The 21645-nt window shown below is 65.1% G+C and carries 22 protein-coding genes; 15 read left to right on the top strand and 7 right to left on the bottom strand.

All coding sequences use genetic code 11. The annotated features are described in order from the left end of the window. Position 1: 1 nt before the first annotated feature. The 3 genes from egtB to PP1Y_RS15830 form a co-directional block, all read right to left on the bottom strand. Positions 2-1237 (bottom strand): ergothioneine biosynthesis protein EgtB, encoded by a 1236-nt coding sequence (gene egtB, locus PP1Y_RS15840; RefSeq protein WP_013833134.1) that lies wholly within the window; start codon positions 1235-1237, stop codon positions 2-4. Positions 1238-1287: 50 nt separating this feature from the next. Further along, positions 1288-2661: a class II 3-deoxy-7-phosphoheptulonate synthase gene (locus PP1Y_RS15835; RefSeq protein WP_013833133.1), complete on the bottom strand. Its 1374-nt coding sequence runs from the start codon at positions 2659-2661 to the stop codon at positions 1288-1290. 183 nt (positions 2662-2844) lie between these two features. After that, positions 2845-5763 carry a pitrilysin family protein gene (locus tag PP1Y_RS15830; protein ID WP_013833132.1) on the bottom strand — a complete coding sequence of 973 codons (2919 nt, stop codon included), beginning with the start codon at positions 5761-5763 and terminating at the stop codon, positions 2845-2847. Positions 5764-5899: 136 nt separating this feature from the next. On the opposite strand from PP1Y_RS15830, the gene PP1Y_RS15825 reads away from it, so the two are divergent. The 6 genes from PP1Y_RS15825 to PP1Y_RS15800 all read left to right on the top strand — a co-directional run bounded on the left by PP1Y_RS15825 (position 5900) and on the right by PP1Y_RS15800 (position 9513). Continuing rightward, the gene (locus PP1Y_RS15825) at positions 5900-6478 is read left to right on the top strand and encodes a NifU family protein (protein ID WP_013833131.1); all 579 of its coding nucleotides are present in this window, start codon (positions 5900-5902) and stop codon (positions 6476-6478) included. Positions 6479-6549: 71 nt separating this feature from the next. After that, positions 6550-7173, top strand: a complete 624-nt coding sequence (gene tsaB / locus PP1Y_RS15820; protein WP_013833130.1) for a tRNA (adenosine(37)-N6)-threonylcarbamoyltransferase complex dimerization subunit type 1 TsaB — start codon at positions 6550-6552, stop codon at positions 7171-7173. After that, positions 7170-7631 carry a GNAT family N-acetyltransferase gene (locus tag PP1Y_RS15815; RefSeq protein WP_013833129.1) on the top strand — a complete coding sequence of 154 codons (462 nt, stop codon included), beginning with the start codon at positions 7170-7172 and terminating at the stop codon, positions 7629-7631. The genes tsaB and PP1Y_RS15815 overlap by 4 nt, the downstream gene beginning before the upstream one ends. 158 nt (positions 7632-7789) lie before the next feature. After that, positions 7790-8233 (top strand): MucR family transcriptional regulator, encoded by a 444-nt coding sequence (locus tag PP1Y_RS15810; protein WP_013833128.1) that lies wholly within the window; start codon positions 7790-7792, stop codon positions 8231-8233. A 79-nt stretch (positions 8234-8312) separates the two neighbouring features. Beyond that, positions 8313-8750: a Fur family transcriptional regulator gene (locus PP1Y_RS25395; RefSeq protein WP_013833127.1), complete on the top strand. Its 438-nt coding sequence runs from the start codon at positions 8313-8315 to the stop codon at positions 8748-8750. Then, positions 8734-9513, top strand: coding sequence for a 1-acyl-sn-glycerol-3-phosphate acyltransferase (locus PP1Y_RS15800; RefSeq protein WP_013833126.1), 780 nt, complete (start codon positions 8734-8736; stop codon positions 9511-9513). The genes PP1Y_RS25395 and PP1Y_RS15800 overlap by 17 nt, the downstream gene beginning before the upstream one ends. A 50-nt stretch (positions 9514-9563) precedes the next feature. Here the strand turns inward: PP1Y_RS15800 and PP1Y_RS15795 are convergent, their stop codons facing one another. Continuing rightward, positions 9564-10226, bottom strand: a complete 663-nt coding sequence (locus tag PP1Y_RS15795) for a hypothetical protein (RefSeq protein ID WP_013833125.1) — start codon at positions 10224-10226, stop codon at positions 9564-9566. A gap of 67 nt (positions 10227-10293) precedes the next feature. On the opposite strand from PP1Y_RS15795, the gene ispH reads away from it, so the two are divergent. The 4 genes from ispH to PP1Y_RS15775 are packed head-to-tail and all read left to right on the top strand — an operon-like array spanning position 10294 to position 13816. Beyond that, a complete protein-coding gene (ispH, locus tag PP1Y_RS15790; protein WP_013833124.1) occupies positions 10294-11256 on the top strand; it encodes a 4-hydroxy-3-methylbut-2-enyl diphosphate reductase in 963 nt (320 codons plus the stop codon). 10 nt (positions 11257-11266) lie between these two features. Further along, positions 11267-12247 carry a homoserine kinase gene (thrB, locus tag PP1Y_RS15785; RefSeq protein WP_013833123.1) on the top strand — a complete coding sequence of 327 codons (981 nt, stop codon included), beginning with the start codon at positions 11267-11269 and terminating at the stop codon, positions 12245-12247. Then, positions 12244-12681: a ribonuclease HI gene (gene rnhA, locus PP1Y_RS15780; RefSeq protein WP_013833122.1), complete on the top strand. Its 438-nt coding sequence runs from the start codon at positions 12244-12246 to the stop codon at positions 12679-12681. The genes thrB and rnhA overlap by 4 nt, the downstream gene beginning before the upstream one ends. Next, positions 12656-13816: an FUSC family protein gene (locus tag PP1Y_RS15775; RefSeq protein ID WP_232512396.1), complete on the top strand. Its 1161-nt coding sequence runs from the start codon at positions 12656-12658 to the stop codon at positions 13814-13816. Before rnhA ends, PP1Y_RS15775 begins: the two co-directional genes overlap by 26 nt. A 4-nt stretch (positions 13817-13820) precedes the next feature. Here PP1Y_RS15775 and PP1Y_RS15770 read toward each other — a convergent pair whose 3' ends face one another. The 3 genes from PP1Y_RS15770 to PP1Y_RS15760 all read right to left on the bottom strand — a co-directional run bounded on the left by PP1Y_RS15770 (position 13821) and on the right by PP1Y_RS15760 (position 16225). Continuing rightward, entirely contained in the window at positions 13821-14003 is a 183-nt protein-coding gene (locus PP1Y_RS15770; protein WP_013833120.1) for a DUF1508 domain-containing protein, read from the bottom strand. 93 nt (positions 14004-14096) lie between these two features. After that, the gene (locus PP1Y_RS15765; protein ID WP_013833119.1) at positions 14097-15182 is read right to left on the bottom strand and encodes an FAD-binding oxidoreductase; all 1086 of its coding nucleotides are present in this window, start codon (positions 15180-15182) and stop codon (positions 14097-14099) included. 65 nt (positions 15183-15247) lie between these two features. Next, positions 15248-16225 carry an alpha/beta hydrolase gene (locus PP1Y_RS15760; RefSeq protein ID WP_013833118.1) on the bottom strand — a complete coding sequence of 326 codons (978 nt, stop codon included), beginning with the start codon at positions 16223-16225 and terminating at the stop codon, positions 15248-15250. A gap of 84 nt (positions 16226-16309) precedes the next feature. On the opposite strand from PP1Y_RS15760, the gene PP1Y_RS15755 reads away from it, so the two are divergent. The 5 genes from PP1Y_RS15755 (at position 16310) to PP1Y_RS15735 (ending at position 21638) form a co-directional block, all read left to right on the top strand. Continuing rightward, positions 16310-17008: a prepilin peptidase gene (locus PP1Y_RS15755; protein WP_007011563.1), complete on the top strand. Its 699-nt coding sequence runs from the start codon at positions 16310-16312 to the stop codon at positions 17006-17008. Between the two features lie 81 nt (positions 17009-17089). Beyond that, positions 17090-18112 (top strand): Flp pilus assembly protein CpaB, encoded by a 1023-nt coding sequence (gene cpaB, locus PP1Y_RS15750; protein ID WP_013833117.1) that lies wholly within the window; start codon positions 17090-17092, stop codon positions 18110-18112. Continuing rightward, entirely contained in the window at positions 18112-19686 is a 1575-nt protein-coding gene (locus tag PP1Y_RS15745; protein WP_013833116.1) for a type II and III secretion system protein family protein, read from the top strand. Before cpaB ends, PP1Y_RS15745 begins: the two co-directional genes overlap by 1 nt. Positions 19687-19700: 14 nt before the next feature. Further along, positions 19701-20360, top strand: coding sequence for a CpaD family pilus assembly protein (locus PP1Y_RS15740; RefSeq protein ID WP_232512729.1), 660 nt, complete (start codon positions 19701-19703; stop codon positions 20358-20360). A 3-nt stretch (positions 20361-20363) separates the two neighbouring features. Next, positions 20364-21638: a pilus assembly protein CpaE gene (locus PP1Y_RS15735; RefSeq protein WP_013833114.1), complete on the top strand. Its 1275-nt coding sequence runs from the start codon at positions 20364-20366 to the stop codon at positions 21636-21638. Positions 21639-21645 lie beyond the last annotated feature (7 nt).

Genomic DNA, 21645 nt, shown 5'->3' with positions numbered 1-21645 from the left:
CTTACAGATCCCTTGCTAGACGCAGGCCGGTGAACTGCCAGCGCTGATATGGTTGGAAGAAATTGCGGTAGGTGGCCCGTGAATGGCCACGCGGCGTGGCGCAGCTTGCACCTTTCAGCACGCATTGGCCGCTCATGAACTTGCCGTTGTATTCTCCCACCGCGCCCTCAGCCGGACGGAAGCGGGGATAGGGAAGATAGGCCGAGCGGGTCCATTGCCAGCAGTCACCGAACAACTGGTCCGTGCCGGAAGGATTGACCGCACCGCCGTCCCACTGCACGCCCGCTGACGGATCGCTGTCGCGCGCGGCGACTTCCCACTCGAACTCGGTGGGCAGCCGCAGCCCGGCCCAGGTCGCAAAGGCGTCAGCTTCATAATGGCTGATATGCGTGACCGGCGCATCCGGATCGCGGTCTCGCCACCCGCCGAGCGTGAAACCCTCCCCCTCGCGCCAGTAGAGCGGCGCGGTAATGGCACTCTCCTGCACCCAGGCCCAGCCGTCCGAAAGCCACAGGCCCGCCGTGCGATAGCCGCCGTCGGCGATGAACGCATCCCATTCGCGGTTGGTGACGAGCCTGCGCGACAGGGCGAAGGGTTCGAGCAGAACGCGGTGCGCAGGGCCTTCGTTGTCGAAGGCGAAGGCGGGGCCCTTGTGCCCGATCCTCGCGATCCCGCCGGGATGCTCGATCCAGCCCTGATCGCCCAGCCCGCGATCCACCCCGCCCTCGGGCAGGACGCCGTAAGCGGGACCCAGCGGATTGCGCCAGAGCGCATGCTTGATGTCGGTGAGCAGCAGTTCCTGGTGCTGCTCTTCATGCGCGATGCCCAGCGCGATCAGGTCGGCGAGCTCGTCGCGCTCGAGCAGGCCTTCCATCGCCGCGTCGACATGGGCGCGATAGTCCAGCACCTCGTCGAGCGAGGGGCGCGAGAGCATGCCGCGCGCGGCTCTGGCGTGGCGTTCGCCTTCGGCCTCGTAATAGGAATTGAACAGGTAGGGCCAACGCTCGTCGAACAGGCCATATCCGTTCAGATGGTCGCGCAGCAGGAAGGTTTCGAAGAACCAGGTGGTATGCGCCAGATGCCACTTGGCAGGCGACGCATCGGGCATCGACTGGATTGTCGCATCGGCATCCGACAGCGGGGAAACCAACGAGACGCTGGCACTGCGCAAGGTCCGAAAGCGTTCGGACAGGCTGCGGGACCGCCCCGCCGCGGACAGACTGTGCGCAAGGTCCATGGGAAGCCTAACGCCCTTGCGGCGCTCAGGCTCCCCATCGACCAATTAATTTATGCTGCCTGCTTGTGGTGAGCGGTCGCTTCGAGGTTGAGCAGGTCTGCCATTTCGAATGCGAGTTCGATCGACTGCGCGCCGTTGAGGCGCGGGTCGCAATGGGTGTGGTAGCGATCGGCCAGCGCCTCGTCGGTGATGGCGATGGCGCCGCCGGTGCACTCGGTCACGTCCTGCCCGGTCATCTCGATGTGGATGCCGCCCGCATGGGTGCCCTCGGCTCGGTGGACGGCGAAGAAGCCGCGGACTTCGCCGAGGATACGTTCGAAGGGACGGGTCTTGAAGCCCGATTCCGCCTTGATGACGTTGCCGTGCATCGGGTCGCACGACCAGACCACCGGGTGCCCTTCCGCCTTTACCGCGCGCACCAGCTTGGGCAGCCCGGCCTCGACCTTGTCATGCCCGAAGCGGCTGATGAGGGTCATGCGGCCCGGCTCGCGCGAGGGGTTGAGCGTGTCGAGCATATGCAGCAGCGCGTCGGGCTCCAGCGAAGGGCCGCACTTCATGCCGATCGGATTGCCCACGCCGCGCAGGAATTCGACGTGAGCCGAACCCTCGAAGCGGGTGCGATCGCCGATCCACAGCATGTGGGCCGAACAGTCATACCAGTCGCCGGTCAGCGAATCGCGGCGGGTCAGCGCCTGCTCGTACGGCAGCAGCAGCGCCTCGTGGCTGGTGTAGAAGCTGGTGCCCTGCAGCTGCGGCACGGTCGTCGGATCGACGCCGCAGGCCGCCATGAAGTCCAGCGCCTCACCGATGCGGTCCGCCATCTGCGAGAACTTCTCTCCCCAGGGGCTGCGGTCGATGTGATCGAGCGTCCACTGGTGAACCTGCCGCAGGTTCGCATAGCCGCCGCCCGCGAAGGCACGCAGCAGGTTGAGCGTCGCAGCCGACTGCGAGAAGGCGCGCAGCATGCGCTCCGGGTCGTTGCGACGCGTTTCCGGCTCGAACTCGATGCCGTTGATGATGTCGCCGAAGTAGCTGGGCAGTTCCAGATCGCCGGCCTTCTCGGTCGGCGCGGAACGCGGCTTGGCGAACTGGCCGGCCATGCGGCCGACCTTCACCACCGGCTGCTTGCTGGCGAAAGTCAGAATGACCGCCATCTGCAGCAGCACGCGGAACGTGTCGCGGATATTGTCGGGATGGAACTCTGCAAAGCTCTCGGCGCAGTCCCCGCCCTGAAGCAGGAAACCGCGGCCTTCGGCCACTTCGGCCAGGTCCTTCTTGAGCTCGCGCGCCTCGCCGGCAAAGACCAGCGGCGGGAACTTTGCAAGCGTGGCCTCAACCTCGCTCAGCTTCTCCGCATCGCCATAAACCGGAAGGTGGCGCGCTTCGTGCGCCTTCCAGCCGTCCGGGGTCCAATTGCTAGCCACTTCGGTTACTCCTCAAGTCGCGCCGCTCTCCCTGGCGCGCGCAAGCTAATGTAAGGCGGGCCCCATACCCTCCCGAAGCAATTTTTGCAAAGCCGGTTTGGCCGATCAGTATGATCGATTGCGCCCCGATTTCGCGGCGCCGGCCGCAAGGCCATGTGCCGCAAGGGTTTGCGACCGCCTGCTTCAGCGGCTGGCAATAGTCCCCGAAGTCTTGCCCTCTGGCATCACTTCCAGCCGCCACGAGGCATTCTTGCCCAGATAGCGGGCGGCCAGCGCCTGCATCTTTTCCGGCGTCGTCTCGGTATAATCGTAAAGGACGGTGCGGATCGTGCCGAAGCGCGAAGGCTCTTCGGTCGCGCCTTCGAGCTGGCTCATGAAGAACGAGGTGCTCGAAGCCGCGCGCGTTACCTGCTGCCGCAGCGGTTCGGTTACACGCGCCAGTTCGTCGGCCGTCGGCGGATTGTTGATCAGGTCCTGCGCGATCTCGTCGGCGGTCTGGAAGAACACGGAGACCGACTTGGGATCGACCTGCGCCATCGCCGTGATCGATCCGCCCGCCTGCAGGTCCACCGGCCAGGAGGAATAGACGTAGGGCGCGTAGCTCACGCCCAGCTTCTCGCGCACGGCATCGAGCAGGCGGTTGGTGAACAGCTGGGTCAGGATCTCCAGCTGGCGGGATTCGCGAATACCCATAGAACCGCCGCCGGTCGGCCAGGAAATGACCGCCGCCGCCTGATCCGGGTCGCCGTGATGATGCAGCACGATAGGCTTGTCGGATGGCTGGGGCACGGAGACGTTGGCAAGATCGGCGGTCGATGGCGCGGGCGTGCGCGCCTTGAGCGCGCCGAAGGTCTTCTCCAGCGATGCGATAGCCGCAGCCTTGTCGAAATCGCCGAAGATCTGCACTTCGACCGGACCGTCGTGCAGGGCCTTGCCCCACACACGCTTGAAGCCCTCGGGTGTGGTCGCCTCGATCTCGGCCGGGGTCGGCGTTGCGAAGCGCGGGTCCTCGCCGCGCTGATAGAACTGCAGGTCGCGGTTCAGCACGCCCTGCGGCGACGTGGCGAAGGTATCGTACTGGATCTTCGCCGCTGCCTTCGCGCGCAGGAAAGGACTGGTGTCCCACTTGGGAAGGTCGAGCTTGGCCGCAAAAAGATACAGCTGGTCGGCAAGGTCGGACGGGCGCGTCTCGGCAGAGAACTGGAACGAGGCGTCCTGCACGTCGAAATCAAAGCCGAGCTTGCGGCCGGTGGCGACCCTGTCGAGATCTTCCTGGCCCAGCGTGGCCACGCCCGAGCCGACCAGCGCGTACTGGCCCAGCGTGATGTAGGGCGCATCCTTGGGATCGATCGAGCGATAGCCGCCGCCGAAGCGCACCTTGACCATGACCCGGCCCGGCTCTTCCTGAACCGGCCAGAGCAGGACCTTCACCCCGTTGGCGAAAGTCAGTTCCTCGATGTCGAGCAGTCCCACCGGCAATTCCGCCTCGGGCTTCGCCGGTTTGCCGATAGCCGGCAGCTTGTCGAACGATACGGGAGCCGCATTGGCGGCCAGACGCACGCTCTCATCCGGCTTGACCGGATCGAGCAGGGCCTGGCGCAATTCGGCATCGCTCGCCTGTCCGGCCTTCTGCGTGGTGAACAGCCCGCGCGTCACGGTGCCCGAGAACAGCGCCTGTGTGTGCTCGAGGACGGCCTTGGGCGTGAAGAGCGGCTTCGTCTCGCGGAAGATGCGCAGCACGTCCTGCGGCGCGGCCACAGTCTCGCGGATGTCGAGCGCGTTGACGAGATCGTCGGCCAGCTTCGAGCCGGGCAGGATGCGCTGCTGCTCGACCGGGACCTGGAAGGCCACATCCAGTTCGGCCACTTCGCGGTCGATCTCTTCCTGCGTCGGCGGGCGGGAGACGGCATCGGCGATGACCGCGCGCACGTCCTTCAGCGCGGCTTCCCAGTCGTCGCCGAGCGGGGTCACGGAGACGAACGTCGCATCGGCCGAGCGCGAGACGTCGTCCTGGTTGACCGAGGCAGAGAGATAACTGCCCCCTGCCCGCGCCTTCGATTCCAGACGACGGTTGATGATGGCCTGCGCGATAGAATCGATCATCAGCCCCTGATTATAGACGATGTTGTCCGTCACCTGCCGCCAGGGACGCAGGATTGCGTACATCATCGAGGGCGGCAGGTCGGGTTCGACGAGCACGCGGGTTTCGCCCACGGGGTTGCGGGGATCGGCCCCGGCCGGCGCAGCCGGATCGCCGAAGCTGGGCGCGGGAGAACGCGCGCCGCTGGCCTTCCAGTCGCCGAACCACTTCTTCACGTAGCTGGCCAGCGTCGCCGGATCGGCGTCACCCGCCACGATCACCGCCACGTTATCGGGCCGGTACCAGCGCGAATAGAAGGCCCGTACCGACTGCGGGGTCGCCGCAGTCAGGGATTGCACGGTGCCGATCGGTTCACGCACGGACAGCGGCTGCCCGGCGTAGAAGACTTGCTGCATCGCGTCCTGCACGCGCTTGGAAGCGCCGCCGCGTTCGCGCATTTCAGCCAGCACGATCGGCAGGTCGGACTTGAGGTTGGAGGCCGACAAGGTGGGCGCGCTGACCATGCCCGACATCAGCTTGAAGGTCTCGTCGAGCGATTCCGGCGTCGCATTGGGCAGATCGAGCTTGAACACCGTCTGCGTCGTCGAGGTCACGGCATTGGTATCGCTGCCGAAGGTCGCGCCCAGGCGCTGGAAGGCGGCAATCGCCGTGCCCTCGGGAATGTACTTCGACTGGCGGAAGAGCATGTGCTCGAGAAGGTGCGCATAACCGCGCTCGGAGTCCTTCTCATAGAGAGAGCCGGCGTCGACGCGAATGCGGATCGACACTTGGCCGGGCGGCACGCCGTTCTTGCGCACGGCGTAGCGCAGACCGTTCGAAAGCTCGCCAAAGTGCCAATCCGGATCGTGCGGAATGTCGCTGCCGCGATAGAGCCACGGGTCGCTGTCATCGAGCTTGGCCGGAGCGGCGACTTCCTGGGCCAGGACGGGCTGGACCGGAGTCTGGCTGAGCAGCATCAGGCAGGCGAGCGAGCGAGCGGCGGCGCGCGAATAATTCGTCATCCCGCAAGCTATAGGACCGCCCAGCCTTAAGGACCAGTGAATAGCACGGAAAACCCCGCCGATGCGGCACATTTCGGGACGCCCGACATGCCGCCGCCCTTGACCAGCCGCCCACATTACCTAAATCGCAGTCACCATGTTCATCGAAACCGAAACCACGCCCAATCCCGCCACGCTCAAGTTCCTGCCCGGGCGGCAGGTGATGACCGGCGGGACGCGCGAATTCACCTCGCCAGAAGATGCCGGCGCCTCCCCCCTCGCCGAAGCGCTGTTCGATCTGGGCGACGTGACCGGCGTGTTCTTCGGGCAGGAATTCATTTCCGTCACCGCAGCGCCCGGCGTTGAGTGGCATGGCCTCAAGCCGCAGGTCGTCTCGATCCTGCTCGACCACTTCGTTTCGGAAGCCCCGCTCTTCGTCGGTGGCGACGCCAGTGGCATCGCCGTTCCGGCCGAGGCGGACGAAGACTTCGGAGACGATCCGGCCGATGCCGACATCGTCGCGCAGATCAAGGACCTGATCGAGACGCGCGTGCGCCCGGCCGTTGCCAACGACGGCGGCGACATCATCTATCGCGGCTACCGCGAGGGCGTCGTCTACTTGGCGATGCAAGGCGCCTGCTCGGGCTGCCCGTCCTCTACCGCAACGCTCAAGCATGGCATCGAAAGCCTGCTCAAGCACTACGTCCCGGAAGTCAGCGAAGTGCGAGCCGCGTGAGCCGGCGCAATACCGCGCGCTGAGCCGCCGTGACTGCAGACGACACGTTCGACAAACCCAGACCAGGAAGAATGAGAACCCTCGTAATCGACAGCGCTACCGAGGCTTGTTCGGTTGCCTTGTTCGACGGCGACGATCTTGTCGCCGGAGAGTTCCGCATGCTCGGCCGGGGCCACGCCGAGGCCCTGGTGCCGATGATTTCGGCCCTGCCCGAACGGGGCCGCGCCGATTGCATTGCCGTCGCTCTCGGCCCGGGCAGCTTCACCGGCGTGCGCGTGGGACTGGCAACGGCCCGCGCCCTGGCACTGGCATGGGGGGCCGAGACGCGCGGCTATTCGAGCCTCGCGATGATCGCCGCCATGGCCCGCGCCGAACACGGGGACGTTCCCGTCGCAGTCGCCATGACCGGCGGACACGGAGAATGGTTCACCCAGGGCTTTGCCCCCAACGGCGACACGACTCGCGCCCTCGCCTCGCTCAAGCCCGGCGATGCCGCACAGGCGAGCACCGAGGCGATGGTTGCCGGCAACCAGGCCAGAGCGCTTGTCGACAGGCGCGGTAGCGGCGAGGCGCTTGAGACCTGGCCGGACGCGCGCGCCTTTTCCCGGTTGCCGTACCAGGCGTTCCTGGCCGACCTGCATCCGGTCTATGGCCGCGAACCCGATGCGAAATTGCCGCTGGCGAAGCAGGCATGAATGACGACATAGACCGGCTCATGGCGGTCATGTCCGCCGGATTTGATCCGATCTGGGGCGAAGCCTGGAACCGTCGGCAGGTCGAAGATGCCATCGCGTTCGGCTTCACGCATTACTTCCTGATCTCTCCGGAGGGCAAAGCCTCACCCGAAGGTGAAGTTGTCGCCGGCTTTTCTCTGTCACGCACCGGTTTCGAAGAAGAGGAATTGCTGCTTCTTGCCGTTCGCCCGGAATACCGCAGGCGTGGCCTTGGGCGCATCATGCTCAATTCTTTGCGGGAATCCGCTCGCGAAAGAGGCGCAAAACGCCTGCTGCTTGAAATGAGAAGAGGTAATCCGGCCGAATCCCTTTATAGAGATTTCGGATTTGGCGTCATCGGCGAAAGACCAGACTACTATCGAACAGCCGATGGTCAGCGGATCGACGCAATTACCTTCGCCTGCGACATCTCAAGGTAAGGTGTTACAAATTGATGCAAGTGATTTGAACTCATCTACGATTGAGTCCGAATCGCTGAAATGAACTTGTATTCTTCAAAGAAATGGTTCAGTGGACGCAGCGGCTAGTATAAGCTCGCCCAATCCCCCCAGTAATGCGGTCGCAAAGAGGTCCAAACATGGAAGACATCCAAATCGATACCAATGAAACGCTGATCACGCTGACGTCCGACATCGTCGCAGCGCATGTAAGCAACAACAGCGTTTCCGTCGAAGATCTGCCTGCGCTTATCACCAACGTCTACGGTGCACTCTCCGGACTTGGCAGCGCTGCGGCCGTTGAAGAAGAAAAGCCGGAACCGGCAGTATCCGTGCGCGCTTCGGTGAAGCCGGACTATATTATCTGTCTTGAGGACGGCAAGAAGCTGAAGATGCTCAAGCGTCACCTCATGACCCACTACAACATGACCCCGGAAGAATATCGCGCGCGCTGGAACCTGCCCGCCGACTATCCGATGGTCGCCCCCAACTATGCCGAAAAGCGCCGCGAACTCGCGAAGAAGATCGGCCTTGGTCGCAAGCCCAATGCTCGTCGCGGACGCAAGCCCAAGGCTGCCGCCTGATCGACCGACAGACGGTTGAGATTCCGGGCGCATCGGCCTAACGTGGCCGGTGCGCCCTACTTGTTTTTATAGGTCAAACGTGCACCAACCCATCGACCTCGAAGCTCTTTGTCATGAACGTGGTCTTCGGATCACCGATCAGCGCCGAGTCATTGCAAAAGTTCTTTCCGAAAGCACCGATCACCCCGACGTCGAAAAACTGTACGAACGCGCCACGGCCATCGACCCGGGCATCTCGATTGCCACGGTCTACCGCACGGTTCGCCTGTTCGAAGAAGCGGGCATCCTCGATCGTCACGATTTCGGTGACGGGCGCGCCCGCTACGAAGCTGCACCGGAAGCGCATCACGACCACATGATCGACGTCGAATCCGGCGCCGTCATCGAATTCGTCGATCCGGAACTGGAATCCCTGCAGCGTCAGATCGCCGAAAAGCTGGGTTTCCGGCTTGTCGATCACCGCATGGAACTGTTCGGCGTCAGGATCGACCGCGAGGACGGTGAAGCCCGCAAGTAACATCACGGACCCGGCCCGTCTGCAGCGCATCGCGCCGCTGGGCTGGGTCCTGATTGCCTGCCGGATCGTCCTTCTGCTGGCCAGCGTGGTGACGTGCGTCGCGCTATATTACCTGTTCGCGCCCTTCACATCGGCGAATCCCATCCCCCGCCTGTTCCTCAGGCTCGTCGCGGCCATCGCCGGCCTGCGCCTGCGCACGGCGGGCGAGCACCCCGGCCCCCGCGCGTTCTTCCTCGCCAATCACGTCAGCTGGCTGGACATTCCGGCCATTGCCGGCGTCACCGGCTCCGCCTTCGTCGCGCATGACGGCCTGGCGGCGATCGGCCCGCTACGCTGGCTGTGCGCAATGAACGACACCGTCTTCATCGCCCGGCACGACCGCCGCAGCGTTGCCGCCCAGGTCCGCCTGGTTCGCGAGGCGCTTCACGATACCGGCGCGCTGACGATCTTTCCGGAAGGAACGACAGGCGAAGGCACGCGGCTCCTGCCCTTCAAGTCCTCTCTGCTGTCCGCAATCGATGCCGACATCGAGCATGTGCCGATCCAGCCGGTCTGGCTCGACTATGGCCCGCGGGTTGCGGACATTGCATGGGTCGGTAGCGAACCGGGGCTAAGCAATGCCATGCGGATACTGGCCCGGTGGCGGCCGATCCCGCTGACCATCCACTTCCTCGCCCCGCTGGTGGGTGAGGAGCGCACCGACCGCAAGGCCATCGCCCGCGCCGCTCGTGCGCGAATCGAAGCGGCCATGCACGAAACCTGACCGGAGCCTAATGGCCCCGGACAGTCACCCGCCGCACATTCTGTGAGGAATCAGCGCGTCGCGTTGTAGGCGAGTTGCTTGTCGTCGAGCTGGAAGCCGACCAGCACTTCGAAGGACGCGCGCGCCAGGGCGGCCTTCACCGTCGGGTCCGCCAGCGGATCGAGCGCGGCATCGCTTTCACCCGCCTTGCGCTTGCGGGTGATCTGGTCGCGGATTTCCGGCGGCAGAGTCGCAGCGGCGCGATCGATATAGGCGATGCCGGTGCCCTGGGCCTGCGCCCGAGCCTGTCCATCGGCGAAATTGAGCGTCACGCTGCCCACGCGCTTGGAAACAACCGATGTGCCGCCCTGCAGGACAGTCACGAAATAGGGCAAGGTCACCTGGCGCGGCCCGCTGGTGTCGGTGCGGTTGGCGAACACATCGAAGCTGACATTGGCGGTGACCCTGTCGCCCACATCCTCGTTGCACTGGCTGCGCACGTTGGTCATCGCGCCCACGACGTCGATATTGGCGGCGGTATGTTCGCCTGCGCCGCGGAAAAGCGTCACGTCGCCGGTGTAGTTGGGAATACCCACCGCCGGACAGCGACTGCGCACTGCCGTGATGCCTACGCCGGAGTCGACCACGATCTCACCCTTCTTGGCACAACCACTGAGCCCGGTCAGCGCGGCGGCAGAGCAGAGAATTGTGGCAGTCAATCGGCGTGCATTCATCTTGGCTTCCTCGAATGGCATGCGCTTGCCCTAGCGATGCAAGCGGCAAAGCGCTAGAGGCGGCAACATGAATGCCCCCTTTCCGTCCACGAGCAAGCTGCCATTGCGGCTCCTTATCGCTGCCCCGCGCGGATTCTGCGCCGGAGTCGACCGTGCCATCGAGATCGTCGAGCGCGCGCTCGAGATCTACGGTGCGCCCGTCTATGTCCGCCACGAGATCGTCCATAACAAGTTCGTGGTCGATGGCCTGAAAGCCAAGGGCGCCATCTTCGTCGAGACCGTCGACGACGTTCCCGACGGGGTCCCGGTGATCTTCAGCGCGCACGGCGTTCCCAAGTCGGTGCCGGCCAAGGCCACCGAGCGCGGCCTTGAATGGCTCGATGCCACCTGCCCGCTGGTCAGCAAGGTCCATCGCCAGGCCGAGCGCCAGATCGAGGCCGGCCGCCACATCCTGTTCATCGGCCATGCCGGCCACCCCGAAGTCATCGGCACTTTCGGCCAGGTTCCCGAAGGCAACATGACGCTGGTGGAAACCGTCGAGGACGTGGCCCGACTGCCGTTCGGGCCGGACGATGCGCTCTCCTATCTCTCGCAGACCACGCTTTCGGTGGACGATACCGCGCAGATCATCGACGCCATTCAGGACCGCTACCCGCAGGTCGTCGCGCCCAAGGCCGAGGACATCTGCTACGCGACCTCCAACCGCCAGGCCGCAGTCAAGGAAGTGGCGCCCAAGTGCCAGCTGATGTTCGTGATCGGCGCGCCCAACAGCTCCAACTCGCTGCGCCTCGTCGAGGTCGCCCAGCGTGCCGGGGCCTGTGCGCAGCTGATCCAGCGCGCTGCCGACATCGATCCGCGCTGGCTCGATGGCGTCGATACGGTCGGCATCACCGCCGGCGCATCCGCGCCCGAGGAACTCGTTAACGAAGTCGTCGCCCGCCTCAAGGAACTGCGGCAGGTCGATCAGGAAGAAGTGGTGACCGAAAAGGAGCACATCACTTTCAAGCTTCCGCGCCAGCTCGTGCGCTGAGGGACAGGACATGGCAGTCTATACCCGCCTCGGAGCAGAGGACATGGCCGGCATCATCGCGGCCTTCGACGTCGGCACGCTGATTTCGGCAAAGGGCATCGCGGAAGGCGTGTCCAACAGCAACTGGCTCATCGAGACGCAGGACACGAAGGGCCAGGCCCGCCGCTTCATCCTGACGATGTACGAAACGCGCACGGATGTTGCGGACCTTCCGTTCTTCCTCGGCCTGCTCGATCATCTTGCGGGCAAGCAGTGCCCGGTGCCGCGCACGATTCACGATCGCGAAGGTGCCAGCTTTCGCCTTCACGAAGGCAAGGCGCTGGCGCTGATCGAATTCCTTCCCGGGGTCTCGGTCAGCGAACCGACCACGGGACAAGCGCGTGCCGTAGGCGCAACGCTGGCACAGGTTCACCTTGCCGCGCAGGACTTTCCCGCCGCACGCGACAACTCGATGGGACTGGCGGCCTGGCAGGAACTGCTGGGCGCCTGCGGCCATGACGGGCTCGCATCGATCGACCCGGATCTGGCGCGCCTCGTCGACCACGAGCTGCCGCTAATCGCGTCGCTCTGGCCATCCAACCTGCCGCGCGGCGTAATCCACGCAGACCTGTTCCCCGACAATGTGCTGATGCTGGGCGACAAGGTCACCGGCCTCATCGACTTCTACTTCGCCTGTACCGACGTGACTGCCTACGACATAGCCGTGACCCACGCAGCATGGTGCTTCAGCGCCGACGGCACCACGTTCCAGCCCGAGCTGTCGAGGGCCTTGCTCGAAGGCTACGAAGCGGTGCGTCCACTTCTGCCCGAAGAGCGTGCGGCTCTCCCGATCCTTGCGCGGGCAGCGGCGATGCGCTTCCTTGCCACGCGCGCCTACGACTGGCTGAATACGCCGGACGACGCGCTGGTCACCCCCAAGGACCCCATGGCCTTCGCCCGCCGCCTGCAGTTCTACGCCGATCCCGCCAACGAAGGGATTTTTGCGCGATGAAGCAGGTCGACATCTTCACCGACGGCGCCTGCAAGGGCAATCCCGGCCCGGGTGGCTGGGGCGTGCTCCTGCGCATGGGCCCGCATGAGAAGGAAATGTCCGGCGGCGAGCCAGAGACCACCAACAACCGCATGGAGATGACCGCCGTCATCAAGGGCCTCAATGCCCTGATCGAGCCGTGCGAAGTGGTGATCCACAGCGACAGCAAGTACGTCATCGACGGCATGACCAAGTGGGTCCACGGCTGGCGCAAGAAGGGCTGGGTCAATGCCAGCAAGCAACCTGTGCGCAATGCAGACCTGTGGCACGAGCTGATCGAAGCGGTCGCCCGGCACAAGGTGCACTGGCAATGGGTGCGCGGCCATTCCGGCCATGTCGAGAACGAACGAGTAGACAAGCTGGCGAGCGATGCCGCCCAGTCCGCAGGACACTAGGACAGCCCCCCTGCCCGACACTGCCGATGCCGGTTCTGCCGACCAGCCGGCCCGGATTTCAGCAAGACTGCGCAGTGAACTGCGCGCCTTGATCACGCCGGGTCCACGCATGGCCGACGAATGGGCCTGCGTGGCATCGGTGCTGCTCTCCATCGTCTTCGCCCACCTGATCGGCGCGAAGATGATCGCCTGGGCCGCATTCTCGGCATACGTCCTGCTCAAGAGCGATGTCGGCGAAACCCTGCTGCGCGGCGTGCTGCGCATGACGGGCACTTCCATCGGCATTCTGCTTGCGGTCCTGCTCGTGCCCATGGCGGCCAATTCGCTGCCCATGGCGATGGTCTGCGCGGGCGTGATCGGCGCGCTCGGCCTTTATGGCATGTTGACCGCCCGGCGCGCCTATGCCTGGCTGCTCTTCGGCCTGACCTTCGAGATGATCCTGCTCGACAAGCTGGAAAGGCCCGGGCTGGACACGATAGATTTCGCGCACACGCGCCTGCTCGAAGTCGCTGCCGGGACCATGGCCTGCACGATCGTGAGTATTGTTGCGGCCCTACTCGCCCGTCAGAAGTGGCTGGGTTTCAAGCCTGACAAGCCGAAGCGCATCACTTGGAACCCGGTGGCCGCACGCCATGCGGCGCAAGCCGGCGTGGCGCTTGCCGCCCTGCCCGCGCTTCACGCCATTCTCGGGCTGCGCGAGCTGGCGCAGGCGGGCATCACGATCCTCGTCGTGATGATCGTGCCGGTTTCCGGCATTGGCCCGAGCGGCTTCATCCCCGTCACCCGGCGCCTGTTCCATCGTGCACTGGGAAGCCTGGCGGGCGGCGCGCTCGCGCTGGGCGTGCTGGCCATAGCCCATGGCAGCCCGCCCCTGCTCATCGCCGGGACCTGCCTTGGCATCGTGCTGGGCCGCCATCTCGAGAACGGCCTGCCCAGCGTGACCTATATCGGCCTGCAATTCACCCTGACGGTGCTCATCGTGCTGATCCCAGACAGCTACGAAAACGTCGCCATCGAACCTGCATTGATGCGGCTCGCCAGCGCTTTCATCGGCATGATCGTGCTTGAGCCGGTCCTGCTGGCCTGGCACCTGATCGCACCGCGCAAGGCGGCTCATGCAAAGCAGGAACCCTAGTCAGTCAATCGGTCGTCGTATCGACGACTTCGGCGCCCGGTCCGTTTCTGATGATCGATTCGATGGCATTCTTCGCCGAAGCCTTGCTGGAATAGCCTTCCGTCCAGAACATCGTTTCCGCGTTGTAGCAGAAATAGGCCACGTACTCGCCGGCCTTGTTCTTACGGATCTCGAAGCGATGCGCCATCAAGTGTCTCCTCGGTTGGGGCTGTCCGGGCAACTGAGCAATTCCGGCAGGAGAACGCAAGGCGAATGGCCCGCCGTTGCAACCTGGAAGCTGTCAGCCAAGCCGCGCCGGAGCGTAAGGCGCGGGATCGACCGGACCGCCCGCCTCTCCCATCAGCAGCCGCGCGCCCAGTTCGGCGGCGGCAGGCGCGGTCTGGATACCGAAGCCGCCCTGGCCAGCGAACCAGAAATAGGCCGGGTCCTCGCTGGCGAAACCGTAGACCGGCAGCCGGTCCGGGGCGAAACTGCGCAGACCGGCCCAGCGATGCTCGAGTCGCTTTATCGGCCAGTCGACCACCTGTTCGAAGCGATCGATCGCAAGCGCCACGTCGAATTCCTCCGGAGCGGCATCGCAGGGGCGACTCGGCGTCTCGTCATGCGGGCTGAGCCAGAGCCGGCCGCTTTCGGGCTTGAAGTAGAAGCCGCCGGAAATGTCGAGCACGAGCGGCAGGTCGCCGGGAACCTCAGGCGTCACGGCGAGCTGCACCACCGTACGGCGATAGGGCGTGATGCCAATGGGGCGCTGCCCGGCGATCCGCGCGACCGGATCGGCCCAGGCGCCTGCCGCGTTGACGAGGATCTCTGCCTGAACCTCTTGTCCGTCGGCCAATTGCAGCGTCCAGCCGGAGGCCTCGCGCCGCGCTTCGGCAAGCCTTGCCCTGCATCGCAGTTCGATCCCGGCCTTGCGCGCCTGTGCAAGGTAGTACTGGTGCAGGCTCCCGACGTCGATGTCGCAGGTGCTCGGCTCCAGCGCGGCGCAGGTCCAGCCTTCGCGCAAGTGCGGTACGCGCGCTTCCATCCCGGCCCGGTCGAGCAGTTCCACCTCGACTCCGATCGCCCGATAGGTCTCGGCAAAGGCCTCGATCTCGCTTTCCTGCCCGGCCCTGCCGAGGGTCACGGCAGTACGCGGCGTGAGCATGCCAAGTTCGCGCAGGATCGGGCCGGATGCACTGGTCAGCGGCTGCACGCCGGGGCCGCCGTAGCTTTCGGCCCAGAAGGCAGCGGAACGTCCGGTGGTGTGGTAGCCGGGCCGATCCTCACCCTCGATGACGAGCACCCGCGCCCGCGTCCCGATTGCCGCGGCAAGCGAGGCGCCGGCCATACCGGCCCCGACAATCACGATATCGTAACGCGCGTCCATTGCCGGGAGCCCCTAGAGCATTGCGGCAAAGCCTGTGAACCGGTTTTTATGCAACTTGCTTTGCGTTACCGGCAGGCGGGGGCGACGCGGTCGAGGAACTTGCGGATCTCGGCCAGCGCCCTTTCGCGCACCGGATCGAGTTCGCGCAGGATCTCGTGACGGCATTCCGGGCCGAAAGCGACCAGCTTGCCGCCCGGCAGGCGCTTTGCCGCCCGGGCGATGGCTCGCCACGATACGAGGCGATCCCGGGTCGTCCCCAGCAGCAGGACCGGCACCTGCACCGCCTCCAGCGCACCTGCCTTTTCCAGTCCGCGAATCGAGTCGAGCGCCCGTTCGATCCAGCCCCAGCTGGCCGCGCCCATGGTGATCGCAGGGCGCTCGCGCCGCCAGAATTGTTCGTCTTCGTAGCGCGAGGCATCGTGCGTCAGCAGCAGATTGCGGGCCCGGTGGACGAGTTCGGGCTTCTCGTCGCCCGACCATGCAGCGCGCCGCGGATCGCCGAACCGGACCATCACCTTGGCGATCTGATGCAGCACGAAACTGGGCACCCGGTCGGGCCGCAAGCCCAGCATCGGTGCCGAGAGCACCAGCGCATCGGGACGCACCTTGCCCTCGGCCACTGCGCGCAGTGCAAGGTGTCCGCCCATCGAATGGGCGACGAGAACATGCGGCCCCGGTGTCCGGGCGCGCCATTCGTCCCACAGCACCACGAGGTCATTGATCCAGATGGAGAAGTCGTCGATGTGCCCGGTCAGCGCGTCGCCCCCCAGACGGCCGCTCAAAGCCTGTCCGCGCCAGTCCGCCGAGGTGACTTCCCAGCCCTCGCCATGCCACTCGTCCAGGGTCTCTAGCCACTTTTCGTAAGCATCGCCGCGCCCCGGCATGAACAGGATCGAGCCGCGCGCATGCGCTGCCTGCGGAGCCGGCCAGTCGATCCGGCGAAGCCGCGTTCCATCGGGAGTGGTCCACCAGCTTTCGCGGGCCGCAACAGGGATCTCCCGCCGTGCGCTGGATGGGGTCGGGCAGGTCTGTGCAACGGTCACTTGGCTAATTCCGGCCTCAGCGGCTTGGTTACTATTTGATAAGTGATAATCGGTAGAGCGGTTCCCGATCAGGGGGACCACTACATGCAAGGCGGGTATTTTTCGTACGCATTGCTGGCGGCATTGGCAACTGCACTGCTCTACGCCGCCTATACCGACGTAAAGCGGCGTGAGATCGACAACTGGCTGAACGCGGCCATCGCGCTTTGCGCGCCCGTCTGGTGGTATTCGGCCGGATATGGCTGGGCCGACGTCGGCTTCCAGTTCGGCCTGGCGGTCCTTACGTTCATCGTCACCTGCTTCCTGTTCGCCATGCGCCAGATGGGCGGAGGCGACGTGAAGCTGCTGACCGCCCTCGCCTTCTGGTTCAGCCCGGCCGCCTTCATCCAGCTCATCGTCATGATGGGCGTGATCGGCGGCGGCGCGTCTGTGGCAATGGCCTTTTTCAACATGCGCCGCGTGCCCGGTGAAGTCGTTCGCGACGTGCTGGCTGGCGTGACCGCGATCGCATGGGTCTGGTGCGCCTGCCTGTTCGTCTATGCCATGGCGACGCGCCAGCCGCTGGTCGATGCCGATACGCTCAATGCTCTTGGCACCTTCCTGCCGCAGCCCTGGACGATCGCGCTCGCGATCCTCGCCGTGCTCGCACTTTTCGCATTCGGGTTCCGTCACATGCTGCGCAGGCAAAAGTCTCGCCTGCCGATTCCCTATGGCGTCGCCATCTCGCTCGCAGGCCTCTGGGTACTTAGCGAGCAGGCCTATTCGGCGGCACTTTTGAGCTGAATTCTTGGATGAACCTCATTTTAACCAATTCACCCGATGTTGAGGACAACTACTCGGGGATTTCTAGGGGGCTTCAGAGCCATGGATAAGAAGAAGCTGGTGCTGCTGGTCGTCGCGCTGCTCATCGCAGCGGGGACGGCCTTCGTCGCCCGTTCGATGTTTGCAGGCGCCTCCGCGCCGCAAGCCGATGCCGCGCCGGCCGCGCCGACGGGACCCAAGGTCCTCGTCGCCCAGCGCGCCCTGCCGGTGGGAACCATCATCACCGCCGATGCCATCTCCTTCCAGGACTGGCCTTCGGAACTGGTGAAGGACGCTTACTTCATCGATGGCGAGGCGGACATGTCGAAGCTGCTCGGCACCGTCGTGCGCTTCCCACTCACCGCCGGCCAGCCCGTGACCCAGGGTTCGCTCGTCGCGCCTGGCGACCGCGGCTTCCTTGCCGCCGCGCTTGGCCCGGGCATGCGCGCCGTGACCATACCGGTGTCGGCCAAGACCGGCGTCGGCGGTTTCGTCTTCCCGGGCGACCGCGTCGACCTCGTCCTGACCCAGCAGGTCAAGGGCGAAGGCGATCCGCTGCGCACCTCCGAAACGATCCTGCGCAACCTGCGCGTCCTTGCCACCGACCAGACCACCGACAACGAGGTCGTCGACGGCAAGACCGTGGTGAAGGCGTTCCGTACCGTGACTATCGAAGTTACCCCGCGCATCGCCGAAAAGGTCGCCGTCGCGCAGGAGATCGGCACGCTCAGCCTTTCGCTGCGCTCGATCGCCGACAGCCAGGGTGAGTTCGAACGGATCCTTGCCAACGGCGAAGTGAACGTGCCCGAAGGCGCGACCAAGGAGCAGGAAAACCAGCTCGTGCGCCAGGCGATGGAACGCCCGATCGAAGGCAACACGACTTACGTCACCGGCGGCGACGTCTCGCGCTTCCAGCGCTCGAGCCGCCCGATGACGGCCGACGAACGCGCCGCGCGCAGCAATGCCATGGCCGTCGCCTTCTCCAACCGCGGTCCGGTTTCGGATGCCGCTCCGGTTCGCTCCGGCCCGATCGTTCGCGTCACCCGCGGCAAGACCACCACTGCAGAAGTCGTGGGAGCCAAATAATGGCAACCCCAACCGCAATCGATTTCTCTGCCACGAAGGGCAAGGTCATGAAACAGCGCCTTCTCAAGTCCGTGTTGAGTGCCGCCTGCGCCCTGTCGCCGCTGGCTCTCGCCGTCCCGGCTCCGGCTGCCGCCCAATCGGTAGTCCGCCCGGCGCAGGATATCTCGCTTTCGATCGGCAACGGACAGCTCATCAACGTGCCCGGCACGATGACCGACGTCTTCGTCGCCAATGAGGCGGTCGCCGACGTGCAGGTCAAGTCGCGCAACCAGTTCTACGTCTTCGGCAAAGCCGGCGGCACGACCACGGTCTATGCCAGCAACGCGGCCGGTACCGTGATCTGGTCGGCCAACATCCGCGTCGGCTCCAACCTCGACAGCGTCGACGACATGCTGCGCCTTGCCATGCCCGAGGCCAAGATCGGCGTCTCGACGATGGGCTCCAACACCTTCCTGCTGACCGGCACCGTCAAGACGCCGGAAGACGCCTCGGAAGCAGAGCGCCTCGTCCAGGCCTATGTCGGCGACAAGTCGAACGTGATCAGCCGCCTGCGCATGGCCACGCCGCTGCAGGTCAACCTGCAGGTGCGCATCGCCGAAGTCAGCCGCTCGCTGGCCAAGTCGCTGGGCGTCAGGTGGGCGACAACCGACAGCACAGGCGGTTTCAAATTCGGCCTCGGACAAGGCAGTGTCGTCGGCTCGCAATTCACGCCCGGTGGCCCCCTTGGCGTAGGCAACGTGAAGGCCCCTGCAGGCGGCTCGGACATTGTCAACACAGCCACGGGCACGACCCTTGGCGGTGCGGGCAAGCTGCTGGGCCTCAACATTCTCGGCGCGCTCGATGCGGGTGAGACCGTGGGCCTCGTCACGACGCTGGCGCAGCCGAACCTGACCGCGCTTTCCGGCGAGACCGCCGAGTTCCTCGCAGGCGGCGAATTCCCGATCCCGATCAGCCAGGGCCTCGGTTCGACTTCGATCGAGTACAAAAAGTACGGCGTCAGCCTCAGCTACACCCCAACCGTGCTCGCGAACGGCCGCATCTCGATCAGGGTGCGTCCGGAAGTCTCGGAACTCTCGAGCCAGGGCGCGATCGTGCTCAACAACTTCGAGGTCCCGGCGCTCACCACCCGCCGCACCGAAACGACCATCGAACTGGGCTCCGGACAGAGCTTCATGATCGCGGGACTGCTCAGCAACAACTCGCAGAACACGATCACCAAGATGCCCGGCGCAGGCGACCTGCCGATCCTCGGCTCGTTGTTCCGCTCGACGAGCTACAAGCGCGGCGAGACCGAACTGGTGATCGTCGTCACCCCGTATCTCGTCAATCCGGTCGATGCGAACCAGATCGCGTTGCCGACCGACGGCTTCCAGGCTCCCAACGAACTGCAGCGCCTGCTGGGCAACATGGCCAGCGACGGCGCCAGCGAAGCCAAGCCGCCCCAGCCCACGCAGTCGCCTTCGGCTGTCGAGGGTCCGGGCATCGGCGATGCCTCGGGCAGCGGCAAGTCGAAGAAGAAGGCGAAGCGCACGGCCGCCGACGACTCCGCCAGGCCCGGCTTCACCCTGAAGTGAGAAAGGTAGTGACGATGCACAAACCGAACATGGCATTCGCCAGCCGCGCCGCCGGCACTGCCCTCGCTCTGGCCCTCGGCCTCGGTCTTGCAGGGTGCGGCGGCATTCCGTCCAACCGCTCGATGAACAGCGTCCACCAGCCGGTCGTCGAGAAGGTCAACTACACGCTCGACGTATCGACCGGCGGCTCGGGCCTTGCCTATGGCGAGCAGCAGCGCCTCGCCGGCTGGTTCGAGGCGATGGGCGCGAAGTACGGCGACAAGGTCTATGTCGACGATCCCTCCGCCAACAGCTCGACCCGCTCCGCGATCGAGGCTGTCGCTTCGCGGTACGGCCTGCTTCTGAGCGAATCCGCCCCGATCACCGAAGGTTATGTCCCGGCCGGAACGGCACGCGTGGTCATCACGCGCTCCAAGGCCAGCGTCCCGGGGTGCCCCGACTGGTCAGCCAAGAGCGATGCCAATCCCGCCAACGGCCTGAGCAGCAATTACGGCTGCGCAACCAATTCCAACCTCGCCGCGATGATCGCCGACCCCGAGGACCTCGTGCGCGGCGCCACGACTACCGGCGAAACCTCGGTCATGAGTTCCTCGAAGGCGATCGACATCTACCGCAAGGCGCAACCGACCGGCGCCAGCGGCCTCAGCAACACTTCAAGCAAGGGTGGGAACTGAACCATGAACGCTCACTGGAAGACCGGGAGCCCCAACGGACGCGACCAGTTCGCCGCCTACTTGTGCGACGAAGCCTCGCTCGACGTCCTGCGTCCTATCGCGATGGAAATGGGCTGGCAGCCGGAGAAGTGCAACAAGGGCGGCCTGCGCAATGCCGTGCAGTCGCTCTCGATCACCGCCAGCCCGAACATCCTGATGGTCGACCTGTCGGAAAGCGGCGATCCGCTCAACGACATCAACGCCCTTGCCGAAGTCTGCGAACCGGGAACGGTCGTTGTCGCGATCGGTCAGGTTAACGACGTTCGCCTCTATCGCGACCTCATCGCCAGCGGCATCCACGATTACCTGCTCAAGCCGCTTTCGCCGGCGCAGGTGCGCGATTCCCTGGCCCAGGCGCAGACGGTCTTCGCTGCGCCCAAGAGCCATGACGCGGGCGCGGTGCGCCAGCATATCGCCACGGCCGTGATCGGCACGCGCGGCGGCGTGGGTTCCTCGACGCTCGCCACTTCGCTGGCATGGCTGTTCAGCGCCGACCACAAGTTGCCGACCGCACTGCTCGATCTCGACATCCACTTCGGCACCGGCGCGCTGAGCCTCGACCTCGAGCCCGGGCGCGGCCTGACCGACGCGATCGAGAACCCCAGCCGCATCGACGGCCTGTTCATCGAACGCGCCATGATCCGCGCGAACGACAACCTCGCAATTCTCTCCGCCGAAGCGCCGATCAACGCGCCGCTGATGACGGACGGGGCTGCCTTCGTGCAGCTTGAGGAAGAGTTTCGCCAGGCCTTCGAGATGACCGTCATCGACATGCCGCGCAACATGCTGATCAACTTCCCGCAGCTCGTTGCCGATGTGAACGTCGTGGTCCTCGTGACCGAGATGACCCTGGCCTCGGCGCGCGATGCGATCCGCATGCTCTCGTGGCTCAAGTCGCACGCACCGCACGCGCGCGTGGTGGTCGTGGCCAACAAGGTCCAGTCCAGCCTTGCCGAAATCAGCAAGTCCGACTTCGAGGCCTCGATCGAGAACAAGATCCAGCTCTCGATCCCCTACGACCTCAAGGCGGCATCGATGGCGGCCAAGCTCGGCCAGACTTTCGCCGATGCGAACCGTTCCAGCAAGGCCGGTAGCGCCGTTCGCGAACTCGCCCGGATGATCACCGACACCGGCGACGATACCGCGATTTCGCTGGCCGGCGGCAAGTCGCTGCTCGGCAAGCTCGATATCAAGTCGGTGATGAACAAGGTCAGCAAGAAGGCCGCAGCCGACGCCTGATCCCTGC

The organism is Novosphingobium sp. PP1Y (genome assembly GCF_000253255.1).
Taxonomy (GTDB): domain Bacteria; phylum Pseudomonadota; class Alphaproteobacteria; order Sphingomonadales; family Sphingomonadaceae; genus Novosphingobium.
The sequence above is the reverse complement of the archived record's forward strand: the minus strand, read 5'-3'. Positions and strand labels throughout refer to the sequence as shown.

Excerpts from the sequence above, each read along its gene's own strand:
- egtB (WP_013833134.1), bottom strand. The coding sequence starts at position 1,237 with ATGGACCTTGCGCACAGTCTGTCCGCGGCGGGGCGGTCCCGCAGCCTG.
- PP1Y_RS15830 (WP_013833132.1), bottom strand. The coding sequence starts at position 5,763 with ATGACGAATTATTCGCGCGCCGCCGCTCGCTCGCTCGCCTGCCTGATG.
- PP1Y_RS15825 (WP_013833131.1), top strand. The coding sequence starts at position 5,900 with ATGTTCATCGAAACCGAAACCACGCCCAATCCCGCCACGCTCAAGTTC.
- tsaB (WP_013833130.1), top strand. The coding sequence starts at position 6,550 with ATGAGAACCCTCGTAATCGACAGCGCTACCGAGGCTTGTTCGGTTGCC.
- PP1Y_RS15815 (WP_013833129.1), top strand. The coding sequence starts at position 7,170 with ATGAATGACGACATAGACCGGCTCATGGCGGTCATGTCCGCCGGATTT.
- PP1Y_RS15810 (WP_013833128.1), top strand. The coding sequence starts at position 7,790 with ATGGAAGACATCCAAATCGATACCAATGAAACGCTGATCACGCTGACG.
- PP1Y_RS15795 (WP_013833125.1), bottom strand. The coding sequence starts at position 10,226 with ATGAATGCACGCCGATTGACTGCCACAATTCTCTGCTCTGCCGCCGCG.
- ispH (WP_013833124.1), top strand. The coding sequence starts at position 10,294 with ATGAATGCCCCCTTTCCGTCCACGAGCAAGCTGCCATTGCGGCTCCTT.
- thrB (WP_013833123.1), top strand. The coding sequence starts at position 11,267 with ATGGCAGTCTATACCCGCCTCGGAGCAGAGGACATGGCCGGCATCATC.
- rnhA (WP_013833122.1), top strand. The coding sequence starts at position 12,244 with ATGAAGCAGGTCGACATCTTCACCGACGGCGCCTGCAAGGGCAATCCC.
- PP1Y_RS15775 (WP_232512396.1), top strand. The coding sequence starts at position 12,656 with ATGCCGCCCAGTCCGCAGGACACTAGGACAGCCCCCCTGCCCGACACT.
- PP1Y_RS15770 (WP_013833120.1), bottom strand. The coding sequence starts at position 14,003 with ATGGCGCATCGCTTCGAGATCCGTAAGAACAAGGCCGGCGAGTACGTG.
- PP1Y_RS15765 (WP_013833119.1), bottom strand. The coding sequence starts at position 15,182 with ATGGACGCGCGTTACGATATCGTGATTGTCGGGGCCGGTATGGCCGGC.
- PP1Y_RS15755 (WP_007011563.1), top strand. The coding sequence starts at position 16,310 with ATGCAAGGCGGGTATTTTTCGTACGCATTGCTGGCGGCATTGGCAACT.
- cpaB (WP_013833117.1), top strand. The coding sequence starts at position 17,090 with ATGGATAAGAAGAAGCTGGTGCTGCTGGTCGTCGCGCTGCTCATCGCA.
- PP1Y_RS15745 (WP_013833116.1), top strand. The coding sequence starts at position 18,112 with ATGGCAACCCCAACCGCAATCGATTTCTCTGCCACGAAGGGCAAGGTC.
- PP1Y_RS15740 (WP_232512729.1), top strand. The coding sequence starts at position 19,701 with ATGCACAAACCGAACATGGCATTCGCCAGCCGCGCCGCCGGCACTGCC.
- PP1Y_RS15735 (WP_013833114.1), top strand. The coding sequence starts at position 20,364 with ATGAACGCTCACTGGAAGACCGGGAGCCCCAACGGACGCGACCAGTTC.